The organism is Enterobacter sp. SENG-6 (assembly GCF_001605945.1).
GTDB classification, from domain to species: Bacteria; Pseudomonadota; Gammaproteobacteria; order Enterobacterales; family Enterobacteriaceae; genus Enterobacter; species Enterobacter cloacae.
In genome coordinates this window covers 51,421-69,738 of sequence record NZ_LOMM01000014.1, presented here as the reverse complement: position 1 = coordinate 69,738, position 18,318 = coordinate 51,421, and the positions used below count along the sequence as shown (strand labels likewise).

16 protein-coding genes are annotated in these 18,318 nt (G+C 52.7%); 6 read left to right on the top strand and 10 right to left on the bottom strand.

Annotation, left to right across the window (positions count from 1 at the left end; genetic code table 11):
- Positions 1 to 39: 39 nt before the first annotated feature.
- Both yajL and panE read right to left on the bottom strand, forming a co-directional pair.
- Positions 40 to 633 carry a protein deglycase YajL gene (gene yajL, locus AX755_RS09030; RefSeq protein WP_023622463.1) on the bottom strand — a complete coding sequence of 198 codons (594 nt, stop codon included), beginning with the start codon at positions 631 to 633 and terminating at the stop codon, positions 40 to 42.
- On the bottom strand, positions 596 to 1,507 hold the full coding sequence (gene panE, locus AX755_RS09025) for a 2-dehydropantoate 2-reductase (protein ID WP_038418797.1): 912 nt from the start codon (positions 1,505 to 1,507) through the stop codon (positions 596 to 598). The genes yajL and panE overlap by 38 nt, the downstream gene beginning before the upstream one ends.
- Before the next feature lie 128 nt (positions 1,508 to 1,635).
- On the opposite strand from panE, the gene AX755_RS09020 reads away from it, so the two are divergent.
- Positions 1,636 to 2,127, top strand: coding sequence for a YajQ family cyclic di-GMP-binding protein (locus tag AX755_RS09020; RefSeq protein ID WP_008503327.1), 492 nt, complete (start codon positions 1,636 to 1,638; stop codon positions 2,125 to 2,127).
- A 32-nt stretch (positions 2,128 to 2,159) separates the two neighbouring features.
- Here the strand turns inward: AX755_RS09020 and AX755_RS09015 are convergent, their stop codons facing one another.
- The 8 genes from AX755_RS09015 to AX755_RS08975 form a co-directional block, all read right to left on the bottom strand.
- Positions 2,160 to 3,521: an MFS transporter gene (locus AX755_RS09015; RefSeq protein WP_013095847.1), complete on the bottom strand. Its 1,362-nt coding sequence runs from the start codon at positions 3,519 to 3,521 to the stop codon at positions 2,160 to 2,162.
- A 149-nt stretch (positions 3,522 to 3,670) separates the two neighbouring features.
- On the bottom strand, positions 3,671 to 4,558 hold the full coding sequence (cyoE, locus tag AX755_RS09010) for a heme o synthase (RefSeq protein WP_013095848.1): 888 nt from the start codon (positions 4,556 to 4,558) through the stop codon (positions 3,671 to 3,673).
- Positions 4,559 to 4,569: 11 nt separating this feature from the next.
- Positions 4,570 to 4,896 carry a cytochrome o ubiquinol oxidase subunit IV gene (locus tag AX755_RS09005; RefSeq protein WP_006176899.1) on the bottom strand — a complete coding sequence of 109 codons (327 nt, stop codon included), beginning with the start codon at positions 4,894 to 4,896 and terminating at the stop codon, positions 4,570 to 4,572.
- Complete coding sequence (locus AX755_RS09000) at positions 4,896 to 5,510, bottom strand: cytochrome o ubiquinol oxidase subunit III (RefSeq protein WP_003859057.1); 615 nt, start codon at positions 5,508 to 5,510, stop codon at positions 4,896 to 4,898. Before AX755_RS09000 ends, AX755_RS09005 begins: the two co-directional genes overlap by 1 nt.
- Positions 5,500 to 7,491: a cytochrome o ubiquinol oxidase subunit I gene (gene cyoB / locus AX755_RS08995; RefSeq protein WP_013095850.1), complete on the bottom strand. Its 1,992-nt coding sequence runs from the start codon at positions 7,489 to 7,491 to the stop codon at positions 5,500 to 5,502. The genes AX755_RS09000 and cyoB overlap by 11 nt, the downstream gene beginning before the upstream one ends.
- Positions 7,492 to 7,507: 16 nt before the next feature.
- Positions 7,508 to 8,455, bottom strand: a complete 948-nt coding sequence (gene cyoA / locus AX755_RS08990) for a cytochrome o ubiquinol oxidase subunit II (protein WP_013095851.1) — start codon at positions 8,453 to 8,455, stop codon at positions 7,508 to 7,510.
- 479 nt (positions 8,456 to 8,934) lie between these two features.
- Positions 8,935 to 10,410 carry a muropeptide MFS transporter AmpG gene (gene ampG / locus AX755_RS08980; RefSeq protein WP_038985373.1) on the bottom strand — a complete coding sequence of 492 codons (1,476 nt, stop codon included), beginning with the start codon at positions 10,408 to 10,410 and terminating at the stop codon, positions 8,935 to 8,937.
- A gap of 45 nt (positions 10,411 to 10,455) precedes the next feature.
- Positions 10,456 to 11,034 (bottom strand): lipoprotein, encoded by a 579-nt coding sequence (locus AX755_RS08975; protein WP_013095854.1) that lies wholly within the window; start codon positions 11,032 to 11,034, stop codon positions 10,456 to 10,458.
- A 305-nt stretch (positions 11,035 to 11,339) separates the two neighbouring features.
- On the opposite strand from AX755_RS08975, the gene bolA reads away from it, so the two are divergent.
- The 5 genes from bolA to lon all read left to right on the top strand — a co-directional run bounded on the left by bolA (position 11,340) and on the right by lon (position 18,109).
- Positions 11,340 to 11,657 carry a transcriptional regulator BolA gene (bolA, locus tag AX755_RS08970; RefSeq protein ID WP_013095855.1) on the top strand — a complete coding sequence of 106 codons (318 nt, stop codon included), beginning with the start codon at positions 11,340 to 11,342 and terminating at the stop codon, positions 11,655 to 11,657.
- 330 nt (positions 11,658 to 11,987) lie between these two features.
- Complete coding sequence (gene tig, locus AX755_RS08965; protein WP_013095856.1) at positions 11,988 to 13,286, top strand: trigger factor; 1,299 nt, start codon at positions 11,988 to 11,990, stop codon at positions 13,284 to 13,286.
- A gap of 258 nt (positions 13,287 to 13,544) precedes the next feature.
- Complete coding sequence (gene clpP, locus AX755_RS08960) at positions 13,545 to 14,168, top strand: ATP-dependent Clp endopeptidase proteolytic subunit ClpP (protein WP_013095857.1); 624 nt, start codon at positions 13,545 to 13,547, stop codon at positions 14,166 to 14,168.
- 127 nt (positions 14,169 to 14,295) lie between these two features.
- Positions 14,296 to 15,570, top strand: coding sequence for an ATP-dependent protease ATP-binding subunit ClpX (gene clpX, locus AX755_RS08955; protein WP_013095858.1), 1,275 nt, complete (start codon positions 14,296 to 14,298; stop codon positions 15,568 to 15,570).
- 184 nt (positions 15,571 to 15,754) lie between these two features.
- Positions 15,755 to 18,109, top strand: coding sequence for an endopeptidase La (lon, locus tag AX755_RS08950; RefSeq protein WP_013095859.1), 2,355 nt, complete (start codon positions 15,755 to 15,757; stop codon positions 18,107 to 18,109).
- Positions 18,110 to 18,318 lie beyond the last annotated feature (209 nt).

Here is an 18,318-nt window from a genome sequence, read left to right as displayed (position 1 = left end):
GTTTTGCTTTTACCTAGCGCCACCCGGCTTTTCTTTGCACTACTCTTCATAGTAGTTATAAATCCCCGCCGCCATCACCAGCGTGGAGGCGACTTCGTAGGCTTTCTCTCGCCCGACCAGCAGGTCAATAATCTTTAAGCCAAAGTCTATCGCGGTACCTGGCCCCTGGCTGGTGAGCAGGTTGACGCGCGGATCCCAGACGACGCGTTTATCCACCCACTGCTCTTCCGGGATGGTCTCTTTCAGCCCCGGGAAACCGGTCATGTTACCGATGGGAAAGATATTATGCGGAACCAGCACGGTACCGGCGGCGGCGCAAATGGCAGCAACGATACGTCCCGACAGATGAAACTGTCTGACGGTTTCGACTAACAGAGTGCTGTCGCGAAAATACTCCGCCCCTTTCAGGCCGCCGGGCAGCACGATGATGTCATAGTCCCCGTCGGCCACCTGTACCAGTGGCGCATCCGCGAGGAGTTTCACTCCTCGGGAGCAGGTAATAGCCAGGTTGCCATCGCTGGCGACGCTGGCGGTGGTGACCTGAATGCCGCCACGCACCATGATATCGATGGTGGTGACCGCTTCTGTCTCTTCGCTACCAGGGGCGAGGCAAACCAGTGCCGACGCGCTCATATTCACTCTCCTTACGTTTTACCAGGTCATACAGGCGGGCGTTTTCCGGCACAATGATACCGTGTGCGCGGGCGCGTTTTAGCAGATAGCCGGTGATGTAGTCGATTTCCGTGTGGCGTAGCGCCCGAACATCCTGCAACATGGATGAGATATTTTCTGCCGTACTATCAATAACCTGCTCAACATAATAGCGTAAATCATCCGCCGATGTGTGTAAGCCTTCACGCTCGATCACCGAGGCGACCTCGGCACATAGGGTGGCAACCTCCTGCGGATGGTGCTTCAGTTCCCCGTTCGGGCAGTCCCACAGCGCCGTCAGCGGATTGATCACGCAGTTAACGGCCAGCTTACGCCACAGCTGAGGGCGGATGTTGTTGTGCCAGGCCACGTCCGGAAGCACCGTTTGCAGGGTGTCTGCCAGATAACTGTAGTCGCCGTCCTGGTCCCGGGCAGGTCCAATATGCGTGACGCCGCTGGCGACATGCACAATGATATTGCCGTCACGGCGTGCGGCGTGCGTGGTGGTGGCCATCAGCAGCGGCTGCACAATGCTTTTCAGTTCATCAATCGTCCCCATGCCGTTATGCAGTAATAAAACGGGCGACGTGGGGGGAAGCTGGGCGGCCAGCGCTTTTACTGCATCTGAAACTTGCCACGCTTTGAGCGTCACCAGCAGCAGGTCGCTATGCGCCAGGAAATCAGGATCGTTCGCGGTGAGGGATTCGTTAAAGATACTTCCGTCTTCACCAATCAGGTTTACACTGCAATAGGGCTGAGGTACGCGCAGCCAGCCCTGAACTTCGTGTCCGTGCTTGCATAGTGCGGTCAGCCAGAGTTGACCAAGGGCTCCGCATCCGAGCACTGTAATTTTCATTGTTCCTCCTCACCTGCAACTGCGCCAGGTGTTACGGCCTAAGTATAGCGCCGTCAGCTAAGCTTCTGTTGAGTTATGCCTCGTAGCGGGTATTATGCAACGCAACAAAAATGAAGGGAGAAGAAAAGATGCCATCTTTCGATATTGTTTCCGAAGTTGATATCCAGGAAGTTCGCAACGGCGTAGAAAACGCAACCCGCGAAGTTGAGTCACGTTTCGATTTTCGTGGCGTTGAAGCCTCGTTTGAGCTGAACGATGCCAATAAGACCATTAAGGTGCTGAGCGAATCTGATTTCCAGGTCAACCAGCTGCTCGATATTCTGCGTGCCAAGCTGTTAAAACGCGGCATTGAAGGGACCTCGCTGGATGTACCGGAAGAGTTCGTGCACAGCGGTAAAACCTGGTTTGTTGAAGCCAAACTGAAGCAGGGCATTGAGAGCGCGGTTCAGAAGAAAATCGTTAAGCTCATCAAAGACAGCAAGCTGAAGGTTCAGGCGCAGATCCAGGGTGAAGAAATTCGTGTTACCGGAAAATCCCGTGATGATCTGCAGTCCGTCATGGCGCTGGTGCGCGGCGGCGATCTGGGACAACCGTTCCAGTTTAAAAACTTCCGCGATTAAAACGAAAAAGCCCGGTTTAACCGGGCTTTTTTTCAGGCTTTCAGCGCCTGTTCAACTTCAAAGCGGTTTGTCACCTTACTGTCTATTTTGACATACGCGCTGCGCTCTTCTGCCGCGAGAAGCACTTCACTCACGCCCTCTGTCGATGCAAGACGCTGTTTCAGCGCATCGTTGATCTCAACGTCGTCAGGAATTTCTACCCGCAGGCTACTGACGTAGCGCGGCTCTTTCATGGTACCGGCAACCAGCAGCCAGACCGTCGCCAGCAGTGCGCCTGCGAGGAAGACGGTTTGGGAATCAAACAGGCCGTCGACCCAGCCGCCGAGGGCACCGCCAATGGCCACGCCGATGAACTGGCTGGTGGAGTAAATCCCCATCGCCGTGCCTTTATAACCGGCAGGGGATTCTTTGCTGATTAGTGACGGCAGCAGGGCTTCCATCAGGTTAAACGCCAGGAAGAAGAGCTGCACACCGGCAACCAGTTCCCAGAAGTGGGGGCCAGCGCCCCAGAGCACGATCTCGGCAATCAGCAATACCGCCACACAGCCAATGAAAACGCGCTTCATTTTGCGCTTCACTTCGGCATAGATAATAAACGGTACCACCGAGACGAACGAAATCACCATCGTCACCAGATAGATTTTCCAGTGTTCTGCCGCCGGGAAACCTGCGGCAGCCAGTTGACCGGGCAGGGCGACAAAGGTCGACATCAGCAGAATGTGTAGACACATAATGCCGAAGTTAAGCTTCAACAGGCGTGGCTCAACCAGTACCTTGCTAAAGCAGCCTTTGACCATCCCGGATTCACGGTTGAGGACGTGGTTTTTGCTGTCCGGTACCACCCACAGCGTTAAGGCAATACCGATGGTCGCCAGCACGGCAATCATCCAGAACAGGGCGTGCAGGCCAAGCGTGTGGGTAATAATGGGGCCGAGCACCATCGCAATCGCAAACGTGACGCCAAAGCTCACGCCGATAAATGCCATCGCTTTGGTACGGTTCTGTTCACGGGTTAAATCCGACAGCAGCGCCATCACGGCGGCGGCAATCGCGCCGGAGCCCTGCAGGGCGCGGCCAAGAATAATTCCCCAGATGGAGTGGGAGAGGGCGGCGATGATGCTACCGAGCACAAAAACCAGCAAACCACCGACAATGAGCGGCTTGCGGCCGACGCGGTCAGAGAGCAGACCAAACGGGATCTGGAATACCGCCTGAGCCAGACCATAAATACCAATCGCCAGGCCAATCAGCGCTTCGCTGGCGCCCTGCAATGCCATGCCGTATGTGGTCAGAACAGGCAGGACCATAAACATGCCAAGCATCCGTAGCGAGAAAACAGTCCCTAAACCCCAGGTCGCACGCAGCTCGCCCGGTGTCATTTTATAATCGTTCATTGCCACCTCAATTCAAAAGCAGGCCATAGTGTAGTGCGGGGAAGGGGCGGGGTAAATAAAGGGTTATTTAACAAATATTACATGCGTTATTGATAGATTCAGTGAATAAAAAAGGGTGCCGAAGCACCCCTTTATTCACCTGTTGTGGCTTACCAGACGTAAGTCAGCAGGTTATGCGAATCCGGCACCATAAAGTCCACGGACATCATCACGGACAGCGAGGTGATGGCAACAATCGAGAACACAAACAGTTTGCGCGCCCAGACTTTGTCATCTTCCACTTTGTAACCGCGCAGGGCCATACCGAGCCACCAGACGCTTACCGCTGCGGCCACCGCCAGATATTTATACCCGGCGTAACCTCCCAGCGAGAGCATCAGCGTTGCCACGGCAAAGGCGATGATGTACAGCGTGATGTGGTTCTTGGCAACGGAAATACCTTTCACGACCGGCAGAACTGGAATGTTCGCTGCCTGATAATCCTTAAAGCGGAAAATCGCGATGGCATAGGAGTGCGGCATCTGCCACAGGCTAAAGATAGCCAGCAGGATCAGCGCACCGCTGTCGAACTCGTTCGTGACGGCGCAGTAGCCAATCACCGGCGGCGCAGCGCCGGAGAGAGAACCAATCAGCGTGCCATAGACGGAGTGACGCTTCATATACAGGCTGTAGACGCCCACATACACCACGAACCCCATCACCCCCAGCCAGCAGGCCAGCGGGTTAGCACCAAACCACAGCAGCATAAAGCCAGCAATACCCAGCAAGGTGGCGTACACCAGCGAGACGGAAGGGGCGATCAGGCCTTTCACCAGCACCCGATTTTTGGTCCTTTCCATCTTCTTGTCGATATCCATGTCGATGTAGTTGTTAAATACACAACCGGACGCAACAACCAGTGACACACCGACCAGCGTGTAGATAAAGAGGGTGTAATCAATGCTGCCTTTGGAGGCCAGCAGGAACCCTCCGATCACGGAGATCAGGTTGCCAAAGATGATGCCTGGTTTCGTTACTTGCAGGTATTGCTTAAACATACTCGCCGCTCTTAGTGAACCATCATGTTGTAGTTAAGGTTCCACATAATCCAGATGGAACCGACTACCAGGATAGCGATGATAATCACGGTAAAGATGAAAGCCGTCATGTTCCAGCCTTCATCGGACTTGGTGTTCATGTGCAGGAAGCAAACCAGATGCACCAGAATCTGAATCACCGCGGTCACCAGGATTGCACCCAGAATAACCGGTTTAGACGCAGAACCGCTCATCACCATCCAGAACGGGATCACCGTCAGGATGATCGACAGGATAAAACCTGTCATGTAGGTTTTTACGCTACCGTGGGAAGCGCCATGATCGTTTGAATGACTCATTACATCGCCCCCATCAGATAGACAACAGAGAACACACAGATCCACACCACGTCCAGGAAGTGCCAGAACAGGCTCAGGCACATGATACGGGTACGGTTAGTGCTGGTCAGGCCGCGACGGGAGATCTGGAACATCAGAACCGCCATCCAGATCAGACCGGAGGTCACGTGCAGACCGTGGGTACCGACCAGCGCGAAGAACGCAGAAAGGAAGCCACTACGATCCGGCCCGAAGCCTTCCATAATCAGGTGATGGAATTCATAGATTTCCATCCCGATGAATCCAGCACCAAACAACCAGGTCAACGCCAGCCAGGAGACAACCTGGCTCTTGTTGTTTTTGTACATGGCGATAGCCGCCATGCCGTAGGTGATGGAGCTGAATAACAGCAGTGCGGTTTCAACCAGAACGAACGGCAGTTCAAAAATGTCCTTGCCGGTCGGGCCGCCCGCTGTGCCGTTCACCAGAACGGCATAGGTTGCGAACAGACAGCAGAACAGAATGCAGTCGCTCATCAGGTAGATCCAGAACCCGAAGACTTTCGTCGGTCCTGTATCGTGGTGCGCATGTTCATGCGCGTGGGCAGTCGAGTGCGCCAGAGTATCAGTTGCCATTTTTCAGCCCCGCTTTAGAAATCTCGTCGAAATGCTGATTTTCCAGCTTTTCAACTTCACGGACTGGTACGTAGTAGTCCACGTCCTCGTCAAAGCTCTTCACAATCCAGCTGATTACGATGCCAGCGAAGCCAACAATCGCCATCCACCAGATGTGCCAGATCATTGCGAAACCAAATACCGTTGCGAAAGCGGCAATCACGATGCCCGCTGCGCTGTTTTTCGGCATATGGATCTCTTCGTAATGGTCAGGTTGCTTGTACGCTTCACCTTTTTCTTTCATTTCCCAGAATGCATCACGTTCGTGAATGTGCGGCACTACGGCAAAGTTATAGAACGGAGGTGGAGAAGAGGTCGCCCACTCCAGCGTACGGCCACCCCATGGGTCACCGGTCAGGTCGCGGTTCAGGTTACGGTCACGGATGGACACGTAGTACTGAATCAGCTGGCACAGAATACCGCAGGCAATCAGCGCGGCACCGCCCGCTGCAACCATCAGCATTGGGTGGAACTGCGGATCGATCTGCTGGCTCAGACGACGGGTCATACCCATGAAGCCCAGCACGTAGAGCGGCATAAATGCTACGAAGAAGCCAATGATCCAGAACCAGAACGCGCGTTTACCCCATTTCTCGTTCAGCGTGAAGCCGAACGCTTTTGGCCACCAGTAGGTTACGCCAGCGAAGCAGCCGAAGACCACGCCACCGATGATAACGTTATGGAAGTGCGCAATCAGGAACAGACTGTTGTGCAGTACGAAGTCAGCACCCGGTACCGCCAGCAGTACGCCGGTCATCCCACCTACGGAGAAGGTGACGATGAAGCCGATGGTCCACAGCATCGCTGAGTGGAACACGATACGGCCCTGGTACATGGTGAACAGCCAGTTGAAGATCTTCACCCCGGTAGGGATGGCGATAATCATGGTGGTAATACCGAAGAAGGCGTTTACGTTCGCGCCCGCACCCATAGTAAAGAAGTGGTGCAGCCAAACGATGAACGACAGAACGGTAATACAGACGGTTGCCCACACCAGAGAGGTGTAACCAAACAGACGTTTACGCGAGAAGGTTGCTGCGATTTCGGAGAACACACCGAAGACAGGCAGAACCAGAATGTACACTTCCGGGTGACCCCAGGCCCAAATCAGGTTGATGTACATCATCATGTTGCCACCCATGTCATTCGTGAAGAAATGGGTGCCCAGGTAGCGGTCCAGGGTCAGCAGCGCGATGGTGACGGTCAGAATTGGGAAGGATGCGATAATCAGTACGTTGGCGCACAGAGATGCCCAGGTAAATACCGGCATCTTGAACATGGTCATACCAGGCGCACGCATCTTCAGGATGGTCACGAAGAAGTTGATACCGGTCAGGGTGGTACCGACACCGGAGAGCTGAAGCGCCCAAATCCAGTAGTCAACGCCAACGCCCGGACTGTACTCAATTCCTGACAGCGGTGGGTAAGCCAGCCAACCGGTCTGAGCGAATTCGCCCACGCCCAGTGACAGGTTAACCAGGATAACGCCGACAACCGTAAACCAGAAGCTCAGGTTGTTCAGGAACGGGAACGCAACGTCGCGCGCGCCAATTTGCAGCGGAACGACAACGTTCATCAGACCGATAACCAGCGGCATCGCCACGAAGAAGATCATGATAACGCCGTGAGCGGTAAAGATCTGGTCGTAGTGGTGCGGTGGCAGGAAGCCGGCTTCACCCGCAGACGCGAGTGCCTGCTGGCTACGCATCATGATCGCATCCGCAAAGCCACGAATTAACATGACGATACCGACGATGCAGTACATGATACCGAGTTTTTTGTGGTCAACCGAAGTCAGCCACTCGTTCCACAGGTAGCTCCACTTACCGAAGTAAGTGATCAAGGCCAGTAAGGCCGCACCACCGATGATAATGGCAGCCACCGTAACCATGATAATCGGTTCATGGTAGGGCACTGCATCCAGTGTCAATTTTCCGAACATTTTCTTCCTCGGCCCCTTAGTGAGCGGTTTCCGCGTGGCTCATGTCCATGCCTTCCATACCTTCATGCGCGCTATGCTCGCCTTCAGGCTGGGTCATGTCCATGCTCTTGCCGTGATCCATAAATTTGCCAATAACGTCTTTGAACAAATCAGGTTTCACGTTAGAGAAGTACTCCACCTTGTTGTATTCGCTAGGTGCAGCCACTTTTTCGAACGCCGCCATGTCAGACATGGTGTTTGGAGACTGCTTCGCTTTTGCAACCCATTGGTCGAAAGCGGCACGGTCCGGCGTCGCAATAGCTTTGAACTTCATACCTGAGAAGCCCGGGCCGCTATAGCTGGCGGAGATACCATCATAGGTGCCTGCTTCATTCGCGATCAGGTGCAGGTTGGTCTGCATACCGGCCATCGCGTAAATCTGGCTACCCAGACGTGGGATGAAGAAGGAGTTCATTACGGAGTTGGAGGTCACTTTGAACTGAACCGGAGTGTTCGCCGGGAAGGCGATTTCATTCACGGTAGCAATGCCCTGCTCTGGATAGATGAAGAACCATTTCCAGTCCATGGAGACCACTTCGATGGTAATTGGTTTTTCATCGTGAACCAGCGGTTTGCTTGGCTCAAGTGCGTGAGTGGTTTTCCAGGTCAGCACAGCGAGGAACAGGATGATCAGAATAGGAACCGTCCAGACCACAGCTTCCACTTTATTGGAGTGTGACCAGTTAGGGCTATACTTCGCATCTTTATTGCTCGCACGATACTTCCAGGCGAAACCAACAGCCATCAAAATGGCTGGAATAACCACAATCAACATCAGGCCAAATGCCGTCAGTATCAGTGAACGTTGTTCCAGTCCAATCTGTCCTTTGGGGTCAAGTAGTGCAGAATCGCAGCCACTGAGTAATACAGTGCCTGCGAATAATGACAACCATCCCAAACTTTTATTGTATTTCCTGAGTCTCATTTAACGACCTCAATTCCACGGGAGTCTGGTGGCGTTTAAAGTGTGGGGGCATTTTACGGGAAGGTTACATTACTGTAAACATCATTAGGCCTGTGTCAGGAAGGTGTTACCGGGTTCTGCCGCACATGTCACAAGTGTTGCAAATTATGTCGGTTTTTATGACCGAAGCCGCATGGCATGGGCTTTATAACGAAAGGACCCCCAAGCATACCCTAAAAGGGGCAATTGGTATAACCATTGTTAAAAATAAACAAAAAATTAACAATTAATTATCAATAAAAAGACAATTAAAAAACGAAAATTCAATCTTTCCCAAGCTGAATCGTTTAATGAAAAATAGCCTGAAAGAAATGGCTCCAATAATTTCCGAATCCTATCCCGCACAAAACAACAAATATTTTTTTTAGCGTTTGTCGGTTATTTCACCGTTATAATTTCGGCCGGTGATTACAACGGGAAATAACCTTTCGCTTTTATCTTCAGGTTGTCTGCGTTTTACGCAGAGCCAGAAAATCGAGCAGCCCACCGAGCAGGATCCCGACGACCGCCAGCAGGGCGCCGACATCAAGGAGAAGGGCTTCAAGAGGAAGCACCAGGGGGGTAGTGGCATTGATGATAAGCACCACGAGCCATAACCCCAGCGCCAGACATCCCACCATTAACAGGCGTAGCGCAAAACGGTAGGCGCGCTGATATTCCGTTCGCGGCATAAAGTGTTCTGTTCGCTGGGTATATTCCAGCGTCTGGCGGCAGACCAGCAACAATAAAATGCCTGGCACGGCTGCAACCACGGAGAAGAGATAAAACGTTGGCCAACCGTGCGCTTCAACAAACCAACCGGCAATCGGCCCCACATATACGCGGCCCACGGCAGAAAGCGCCGAGAGCAGGGCGAACTGCGTTGCAGAAAACGACTTGTTGCAGAGCGTCATCAGCAGGGCGACAAACGCCGCGGTACCCATTCCGCCACACAGGTTCTCAAAGAACACTGCTGCCGCCATGCTAATCATATGTTTATCGGTAATCGACAGCAGCCAGTAACCCGCGTTAGACGCCCCCTGCAGAATGCCGAAGATCAGCAACGCCCGGAACAAGGTCAGGCGCTGCATCAACACCCCGCCGTAAAGTGCGCCGACGATAGTGGCAAAGAGCCCGAGGGTTTTGTTAACCACTCCCACTTCACCGGCATCGAACCCGACGCCGCGGATCAGGAACGTGGTGGTCAGGCTCATCGCGAAGGCATCACCCAGCTTATAAAGGACGATGAGCAGCAGGATCAGCCAGGCATTGTTGCGGCCAAAGAAATCACGCAGCGGTTCGGCAACGGCCTGCTCCAGAGAACGGGGGACCGGGATCACGTCGCTCGGTTCAGGGGCGAGGAGGGTGGCAATAATGCACGGGATCAGCAGGGCGGCCATCAGCCAGTACATGCCCTGCCAGCCCAGATAGCGGTCAGCCAGCCACAGCGCCAGCCCACCAGATACCAACATGCCGAGGCGATAGCCCAGCACGCTGATGGCTGCACCGGCTCCACGCTCTTCTGCGGGTAACACGTCCGTTTTCCAGGCATCAAACACGATATCCTGTGACGCGGAACAGAAGGCGATTACCACCGCAAGCGCCGCCATCCAGCGAAGCTGTGTCGACGGCTCAAGGAATCCCATGGCGGCAATGGCCAGCAACAGCAGGACCTGCGTCATCACCAGCCAGCCACGACGACGGCCCAGGAACGGCGGGGTGTAGCGATCCATCACCGGCGACCACAGGAACTTAAAGACATACGCCTGGCCGACGAGCGAGAAGAAGCCAATGGTTTTGAGATCGATATTCTCAACTGTCATCCAGGCCTGCAATGTGCCGGAAGTGAGCGCGAGGGGTAAACCGGAGGCAAAGCCAAGGATCAGCAGAATGGCTGATTTGGGTTGCTGGAAAATGCGTAAGTAATGACTGGACATGTTCTTAAAAACTGACCCGATAAAACACCGGGTCAGTCAGCAGGATTAACGCGCGTTTTGCTTGATAAAGTCGTGAATGCTGGTGTCCTGCGCCATATCGGCGATGGTATCGGTCAGCACGCTGTTTACGGCGTTAGCAATGTTCTGGTTAGAGGCCTGGAAAGCACCTTCTACGGAGTAGCTGGCGCGATAGTTTTTGGTCATCTTGTTGCCGTTCTTCGCGGTAGCGATGATGGCGATGTCCGCTTTGGTGGAGATGTTGTAGCGCACGTTACCCTGGGAAACGTCAGCGTACAGGTTGTTAACGATGATCTGCAGATCAACCGCGCCGCTTGGGCCAATCATGTAACCACGAGAGGTCATCTGTTTCTCCAGCACTTCCTGCAGCAGGAAACGCAGGTCACGAGAAGCGGTCAACGTCACCAGCTGGTTGTCGCGGGTCACTTTCGCCAGGGCCTGATCCTGACGCTGATCGGCACCGTTAATGCTCACGGTCACGCCCATCAGGCTTGGATCCTGCTGAGGCAGCGTGATTTTTGGTGAGACATCAATAGTTGTTGGCGGGGTAGCGCAGCCTGCCAGCATAAAGAGGGCTACCAACGGAAAGAAGAGTTTTTTTAACATTTTCGGGTTCTCAACGAATCGTAAGCATATAGAGAGAAAAATTGCCGCCATCATAACATCGCTAACGGCCAGGGGAAGTGGTCAACGCATGTAAATTCATCGCCTTGTCTGAAAACTGACCAGTTCGCCCTTTTTCTCAACCTGTGTGTGACAAAACGTATGAGCCTCACAGTGAACTTCATTCGTTTGAATGAGAAAATAAGACGAAAGCTAAATATTTGTTGTCTTGTTGTAATGGAACCGGTAAAAGCGGCTAACATTTAAAGGGATGGGTGACATCCTGGCGTTGTCGGAGGAGTAATTTCATGATGATACGTGAGCAGATAGAAGATAAATTAAGGGCAGCGTTCAACCCTGTGTTCCTCGAAGTCGTCGACGAAAGCTATCGTCATAACGTGCCGGCAGGTTCTGAAAGCCACTTCAAAGTGGTTCTGGTTAGCGATCGCTTCACGGGAGAACGTTTCCTGAACCGACACCGCTTGATCTACAGCACCTTGACGGAAGAACTCTCCACAACCGTACATGCGCTGGCATTGCATACCTACACCATTAAGGAGTGGGAAGGCTTGCAGGATACGGTTTTTGCATCCCCGCCTTGTCGCGGTGCAGGCACCATCGCCTGATAAATCGGATTTGCAACCGCTGGAGTTTTTCCAGTATGTTGCTTACAGATTTCCTCAAAACGGCCTTCGGGCCGTTTTGTTTTGTCTGAGTTTTGAGCGGATGGTGCGATTTTAAGGCTAAAAATAGCCTTAAAGTGTGAAAAAAGCCGCAGCAACATGCCCCAACCGTTCTCGACTCACCTAAGTGATGCCGCTATAATGCCGCGTCTTATTGAATGTCTTCGGGATGATTCTGGCGACAGGGAATGTGAATCTGCACTAAGAGAGCATCCCGGTAAAACAGACAGATTCAGAGTTGACCGAGCACTGTGATTTTTTTGAGGTAACAAGATGCAAGTTTCAGTTGAAACCACTCAAGGCCTTGGCCGCCGTGTAACGATTACTATCGCTGCTGACAGCATCGAAACTGCTGTGAAAAGCGAGCTGGTCAACGTAGCAAAAAAAGTACGTATTGACGGCTTCCGTAAGGGCAAAGTACCAATGAATGTTGTTGCTCAGCGTTATGGCGCTTCCGTGCGTCAGGATGTGCTGGGTGAACTGATGAGCCGCAACTTTATCGATGCGATCATCAAAGAAAAGATCAATCCGGCAGGTGCGCCGAACTACGTTCCAGGCGAATACAAACTGGGCGAAGACTTCACCTACTCTGTAGAGTTCGAAGTGTATCCGGAAGTAGAACTGAAAGGTCTGGAATCTATCGAAGTTGAAAAACCGATTGTTTCCGTGACCGACGAAGATGTTGACGGCATGCTGGATACCCTGCGTAAGCAGCAGGCTAACTGGAAAGAGAAAGAAGGCGCTGTTGACGCTGAAGACCGCGTCACCATCGACTTCACCGGTTCTGTAGACGGCGAAGAGTTCGAAGGCGGCAAAGCGACTGACTTCGTACTGGCAATGGGTCAGGGTCGTATGATCCCGGGCTTCGAAGACGGTATCAAAGGCCACAAAGCGGGCGAAGAGTTCACCATCGACGTGACCTTCCCTGAAGAGTACCACGCTGAAAACCTGAAAGGTAAAGCAGCGAAGTTCGTCATCAACCTGAAGAAAGTGGAAGAGCGCGAACTGCCAGAACTGACTGAAGAATTCATCAAGCGTTTCGGCGTGGAAGATGGTTCTGTTGCTGGTCTGCGTACCGAAGTACGTAAAAACATGGAACGCGAGCTGAACGGTGCTGTGCGTAACCGTGTGAAATCTCAGGCTATCGAAGGCCTGGTGAAGGCGAACGAAATCGACGTTCCAGCTGCGCTGATCGACAGCGAAATCGACGTACTGCGTCGTCAGGCTGCACAGCGTTTCGGTGGCAACCAGCAGCAAGCGATGGAACTGCCACGCGAGCTGTTCGAAGAGCAGGCAAAACGCCGCGTTGTTGTTGGTCTGCTGCTGGGCGAAGTGATTCGTACCCACGAGCTGAAAGCTGACGAAGAGCGTGTGAAAGGCCTGATCGAAGAGATGGCTTCTGCATACGAAGATCCATCAGAAGTTATCGAGTTCTACGGTAAGAACAAAGAGCTGATGGACAACATGCGCAATGTTGCCCTGGAAGAGCAGGCTGTTGAAGCGGTACTGGCGAAAGCGAAAGTGACCGAAAAAGCGACCTCTTTCAACGAACTGATGAACCAGCAGGCGTAATTTCGCCCCGAAGGTTTAAAGTTTGAACAAAAACCCGTTGCCTTCCGGCAACGGGTTTTTTTTATCGCACCAATAGCCCAGGAAGGGTGCTAAAACGCCCTTTCGGTGTTAGCGTAACAACAAAAGGTTGTTATGCTTGAAATAGGGCAATGTAAACCCCATAAGTGTGTAATCAGATGAATGAGACTGGCTGATAATCCGTCCGTAAGGTTACAATCAGTACAGCAGGTGTTTTCAATTTTGATCCAGGAGACGGAAATGTCATACAGTGGCGAACGAGATAACTTTGCACCCCATATGGCTCTGGTGCCAATGGTTATTGAACAGACCTCACGTGGTGAGCGTTCTTTTGATATCTATTCCCGTCTGCTCAAGGAACGCGTTATCTTTCTGACCGGCCAGGTGGAAGACCACATGGCGAACCTGATCGTGGCGCAGATGCTGTTTCTGGAAGCGGAAAACCCGGAAAAAGACATTTACCTGTACATTAACTCCCCAGGCGGCGTGATTACGGCAGGTATGTCCATTTATGACACCATGCAATTCATCAAGCCTGATGTGAGCACTATCTGTATGGGTCAGGCAGCATCTATGGGTGCCTTCCTGTTAACCGCAGGGGCAAAAGGCAAACGTTTCTGCCTGCCGAATTCCCGCGTGATGATTCACCAGCCGCTGGGTGGTTACCAGGGGCAGGCGACGGATATCGAAATCCACGCCCGCGAAATTCTGAAAGTAAAAGCGCGCATGAATGAACTTATGGCGCAGCATACGGGTCAATCTCTTGAGCAGATCGAGCGCGATACCGAGCGCGATCGCTTCCTCTCTGCTTCAGAGGCAGTTGAGTACGGCTTAGTCGACTCCATTTTGACCCATCGTAATTGATGCCCGCGACGCGAGTGTGCCGCTATACTAAGGTAAAGCGGCACTCTGCTTGAGAGCAGCTTGCGTCTGAAAATGGCATTTGCGTCGTCATGTGCGGCACAAAGAACTTAAAAAGAGGTTTGGACTCATGACAGATAAACGCAAAGATGGTTCGGGCAAACTGCTGTACTGCTCTTTTTGCGGCAAAAGCCAGCATGAAGTGCGTAAACTGATTGCCGGGCCGTCCGTGTATATCTGCGACGAATGTGTTGATTTATGTAATGACATCATTCGCGAAGAGATTAAAGAAGTAGCGCCTCACCGTGAGCGTAGCGCGCTGCCGACACCGCATGAAATTCGTCATCATCTGGACGACTATGTCATCGGTCAGGAGCAGGCTAAGAAAGTGCTGGCGGTAGCGGTATATAACCACTACAAACGCCTGCGTAACGGTGATACCAGCAATGGCGTAGAGCTGGGTAAAAGTAACATTCTGCTGATCGGCCCAACCGGTTCCGGTAAAACGCTGTTGGCTGAAACGCTCGCGCGCCTGCTGGATGTGCCGTTCACCATGGCGGATGCCACCACCCTGACCGAAGCCGGTTACGTGGGTGAAGATGTGGAAAACATCATCCAGAAACTGCTGCAGAAGTGCGATTACGACGTACAGAAAGCCCAGCGCGGGATCGTCTATATCGATGAGATCGACAAGATTTCCCGTAAATCAGACAACCCGTCTATCACCCGTGACGTATCAGGGGAAGGTGTACAGCAGGCATTACTGAAGCTGATCGAAGGAACCGTTGCCGCAGTGCCCCCGCAGGGTGGCCGTAAACATCCGCAGCAGGAATTCCTGCAGGTTGATACCTCCAAGATCCTGTTCATTTGTGGCGGTGCTTTCGCCGGTCTGGATAAAGTTATCTCCCACCGTGTTGAAACCGGCTCCGGCATTGGTTTTGGCGCAACGGTGAAGGCCAAATCCGAAAAAGCGAACGAAGGCGAACTGCTGTCTCAGGTTGAACCAGAAGATCTGATCAAGTTTGGTCTGATCCCAGAATTCATTGGGCGTCTGCCGGTTGTGGCCACGCTGAATGAACTGAGTGAAGAAGCGCTGATCCAGATCCTGAAAGAGCCGAAAAACGCGCTGACCAAGCAGTATCAGGCGCTGTTTAACCTGGAAGGCGTTGAGCTGGAATTCCGTGATGAAGCGCTGGATGCAATTGCGAAGAAAGCGATGATCCGTAAAACCGGTGCCCGTGGTCTGCGTTCCATCGTTGAAGCGGCGCTGCTTGATACCATGTACGACCTGCCTTCCATGGAAGATGTCGAAAAAGTGGTTATCGACGAGTCCGTTATCGGTGGTCAAAGCAAGCCGCTGCTGATTTACGGGAAACCGGAAGCGCAGCAGGCATCTGGCGAATAATTCACCAAATCATACAAGCAGTTAATCAAAAAGGGGGGATTTTATCTCCCCTTTACTTTTTCCGTATTCATGGCGTTGAATGTGTGGGAAACATCCCCATATACTGGATTACATGTTAATGGTTGTGTGAAGCACAGTTACATGACCAGTTTACCTGGCGGACACTAAACTAAGAGAGAGCTCTATGAATCCTGAGCGTTCTGAACGCATTGAAATCCCCGTATTGCCGTTGCGCGATGTGGTGGTTTATCCGCACATGGTCATACCCTTATTTGTAGGGCGGGAAAAATCTATCCGTTGCCTCGAAGCCGCCATGGATCATGATAAAAAAATCATGTTGGTTGCGCAGAAGGAAGCTTCGACGGATGAGCCGGGTGTAAACGATCTTTTCACCGTCGGGACCGTGGCCTCTATTTTGCAGATGCTGAAGCTGCCTGACGGCACCGTTAAGGTGCTGGTAGAAGGCCTGCAGCGTGCGCGTATTACCACCCTGTCTGACAATGGCGAACATTTCTCTGCCAAGGCAGAGTACCTTGATTCGCCTCAGCTTGATGAGCGCGAGCAGGAAGTGCTGGTGCGCACCGCGATTAGCCAGTTTGAAGGCTATATCAAGCTGAACAAGAAAATCCCACCAGAAGTGCTGACGTCGCTGAACAGCATCGACGATCCCGCACGTCTGGCGGACACCATCGCAGCGCATATGCCGCTGAAGCTGGCGGACAAACAGTCCGTGCTGGAGATGTCCGACGTTAACGAACGTCTGGAATATCTGATGGCGATGATGGAGTCTGAAATCGATCTGCTGCAGGTTGAGAAGCGTATTCGCAACCGCGTGAAAAAGCAGATGGAAAAATCGCAGCGTGAGTACTATCTGAATGAGCAAATGAAAGCCATTCAGAAAGAACTCGGCGAGATGGACGACGCGCCGGACGAAAACGAAGCGCTGAAGCGTAAGATCGACGCGGCAAAAATGCCGAAAGAGGCCAAAGAGAAAGCGGAAGCTGAACTGCAGAAGCTGAAAATGATGTCTCCGATGTCGGCTGAAGCGACGGTGGTGCGTGGCTACATCGAGTGGATGGTTCAGGTGCCGTGGAACGCCCGCAGCAAGGTCAAAAAAGACCTGCGTCAGGCGCAGGAGATCCTGGATACCGACCACTACGGCCTGGAGCGTGTTAAAGACCGCATCCTTGAGTACCTCGCGGTACAAAGCCGTGTAAACAAACTGAAAGGCCCAATCCTCTGTCTGGTTGGACCGCCAGGGGTAGGTAAAACCTCTCTGGGTCAGTCCATTGCGAAAGCGACCGGACGTAAATATATCCGTATGGCGCTGGGTGGCGTACGCGACGAAGCGGAAATCCGCGGCCACCGTCGTACCTACATCGGTTCTATGCCGGGTAAATTGATCCAGAAGATGGCGAAAGTAGGGGTTAAAAACCCACTGTTCCTGCTCGATGAGATCGACAAAATGTCGTCGGATATGCGTGGCGATCCAGCCTCGGCTCTGCTGGAAGTACTTGATCCAGAACAGAACGTGGCGTTCAGCGATCACTACCTGGAGGTGGATTACGATCTGAGCGATGTGATGTTCGTGGCGACCTCCAACTCCATGAACATTCCGGCACCGCTGCTGGATCGTATGGAAGTGATCCGTCTGTCTGGTTATACCGAAGACGAGAAGCTGAATATTGCGAAGCAGCATCTGCTGCCAAAACAGATTGAGCGTAACGCACTGAAAGCCAACGAGCTGACCGTCGAAGACAGCGCGATTATCGGCATCATTCGCTACTACACTCGCGAAGCGGGCGTGCGTAGCCTTGAGCGTGAAATCTCTAAACTGTGCCGTAAGGCGGTGAAACAGCTGCTGCTGGATAAGAGCCTGAAGCACATCACCATTAACGGCGACAATCTGCATGCCTATCTGGGCGTTCAGCGTTTCGACTATGGTCGTGCGGACAACGAAAACCGCGTGGGTCAGGTCACCGGTCTGGCATGGACGGAAGTGGGCGGCGATCTGCTGACCATCGAAACCGCCTGTGTGCCAGGTAAAGGTAAGCTGACCTACACCGGTTCTCTGGGTGAAGTCATGCAGGAGTCCATCCAGGCGGCCTTGACCGTGGTTCGCGCACGTGCGGAGAAACTGGGGATCAACCCGGATTTCTACGAAAAACGCGACATTCACGTTCACGTCCCGGAAGGGGCAACGCCGAAAGATGGCCCAAGCGCCGGTATCGCGATGTGTACCGCGTTGGTCTCCTGTCTCACAGGTAACCCGGTGCGCGCTGATGTCGCAATGACCGGTGAAATTACCCTGCGTGGTCAGGTTCTGCCAATTGGTGGGTTAAAAGAAAAACTGCTGGCGGCACATCGTGGTGGGATCAAAACCGTATTGATTCCTTACGAAAATAAACGCGATCTGGAAGAGATTCCTGACAACGTGATTGCCGATCTGCAGATTCATCCTGTTAAGCGAATTGAGGAGGTTCTCACTCTCGCATTGCAGAATGAACCCTCCGGAATGCAGGTTGTGACCGCAAAATAGTGACCTCGCGCAAAGAGCGTCAATAAAAACAAGGCTGGTAAGTCATTTCGCACTTGCCAGCCTTTTTTTGTATAGCTAATTTAGATTGCTGATTAGGTCAGCCATCAACAACGGGTGTTGTAAGGTCATGGCAGGCCTGATATAACTGCTGCGCGGTCGCGTTGTGAAGGATTCAGGCGCGATATAAATTATAAAGAGAGGAAGAGAAC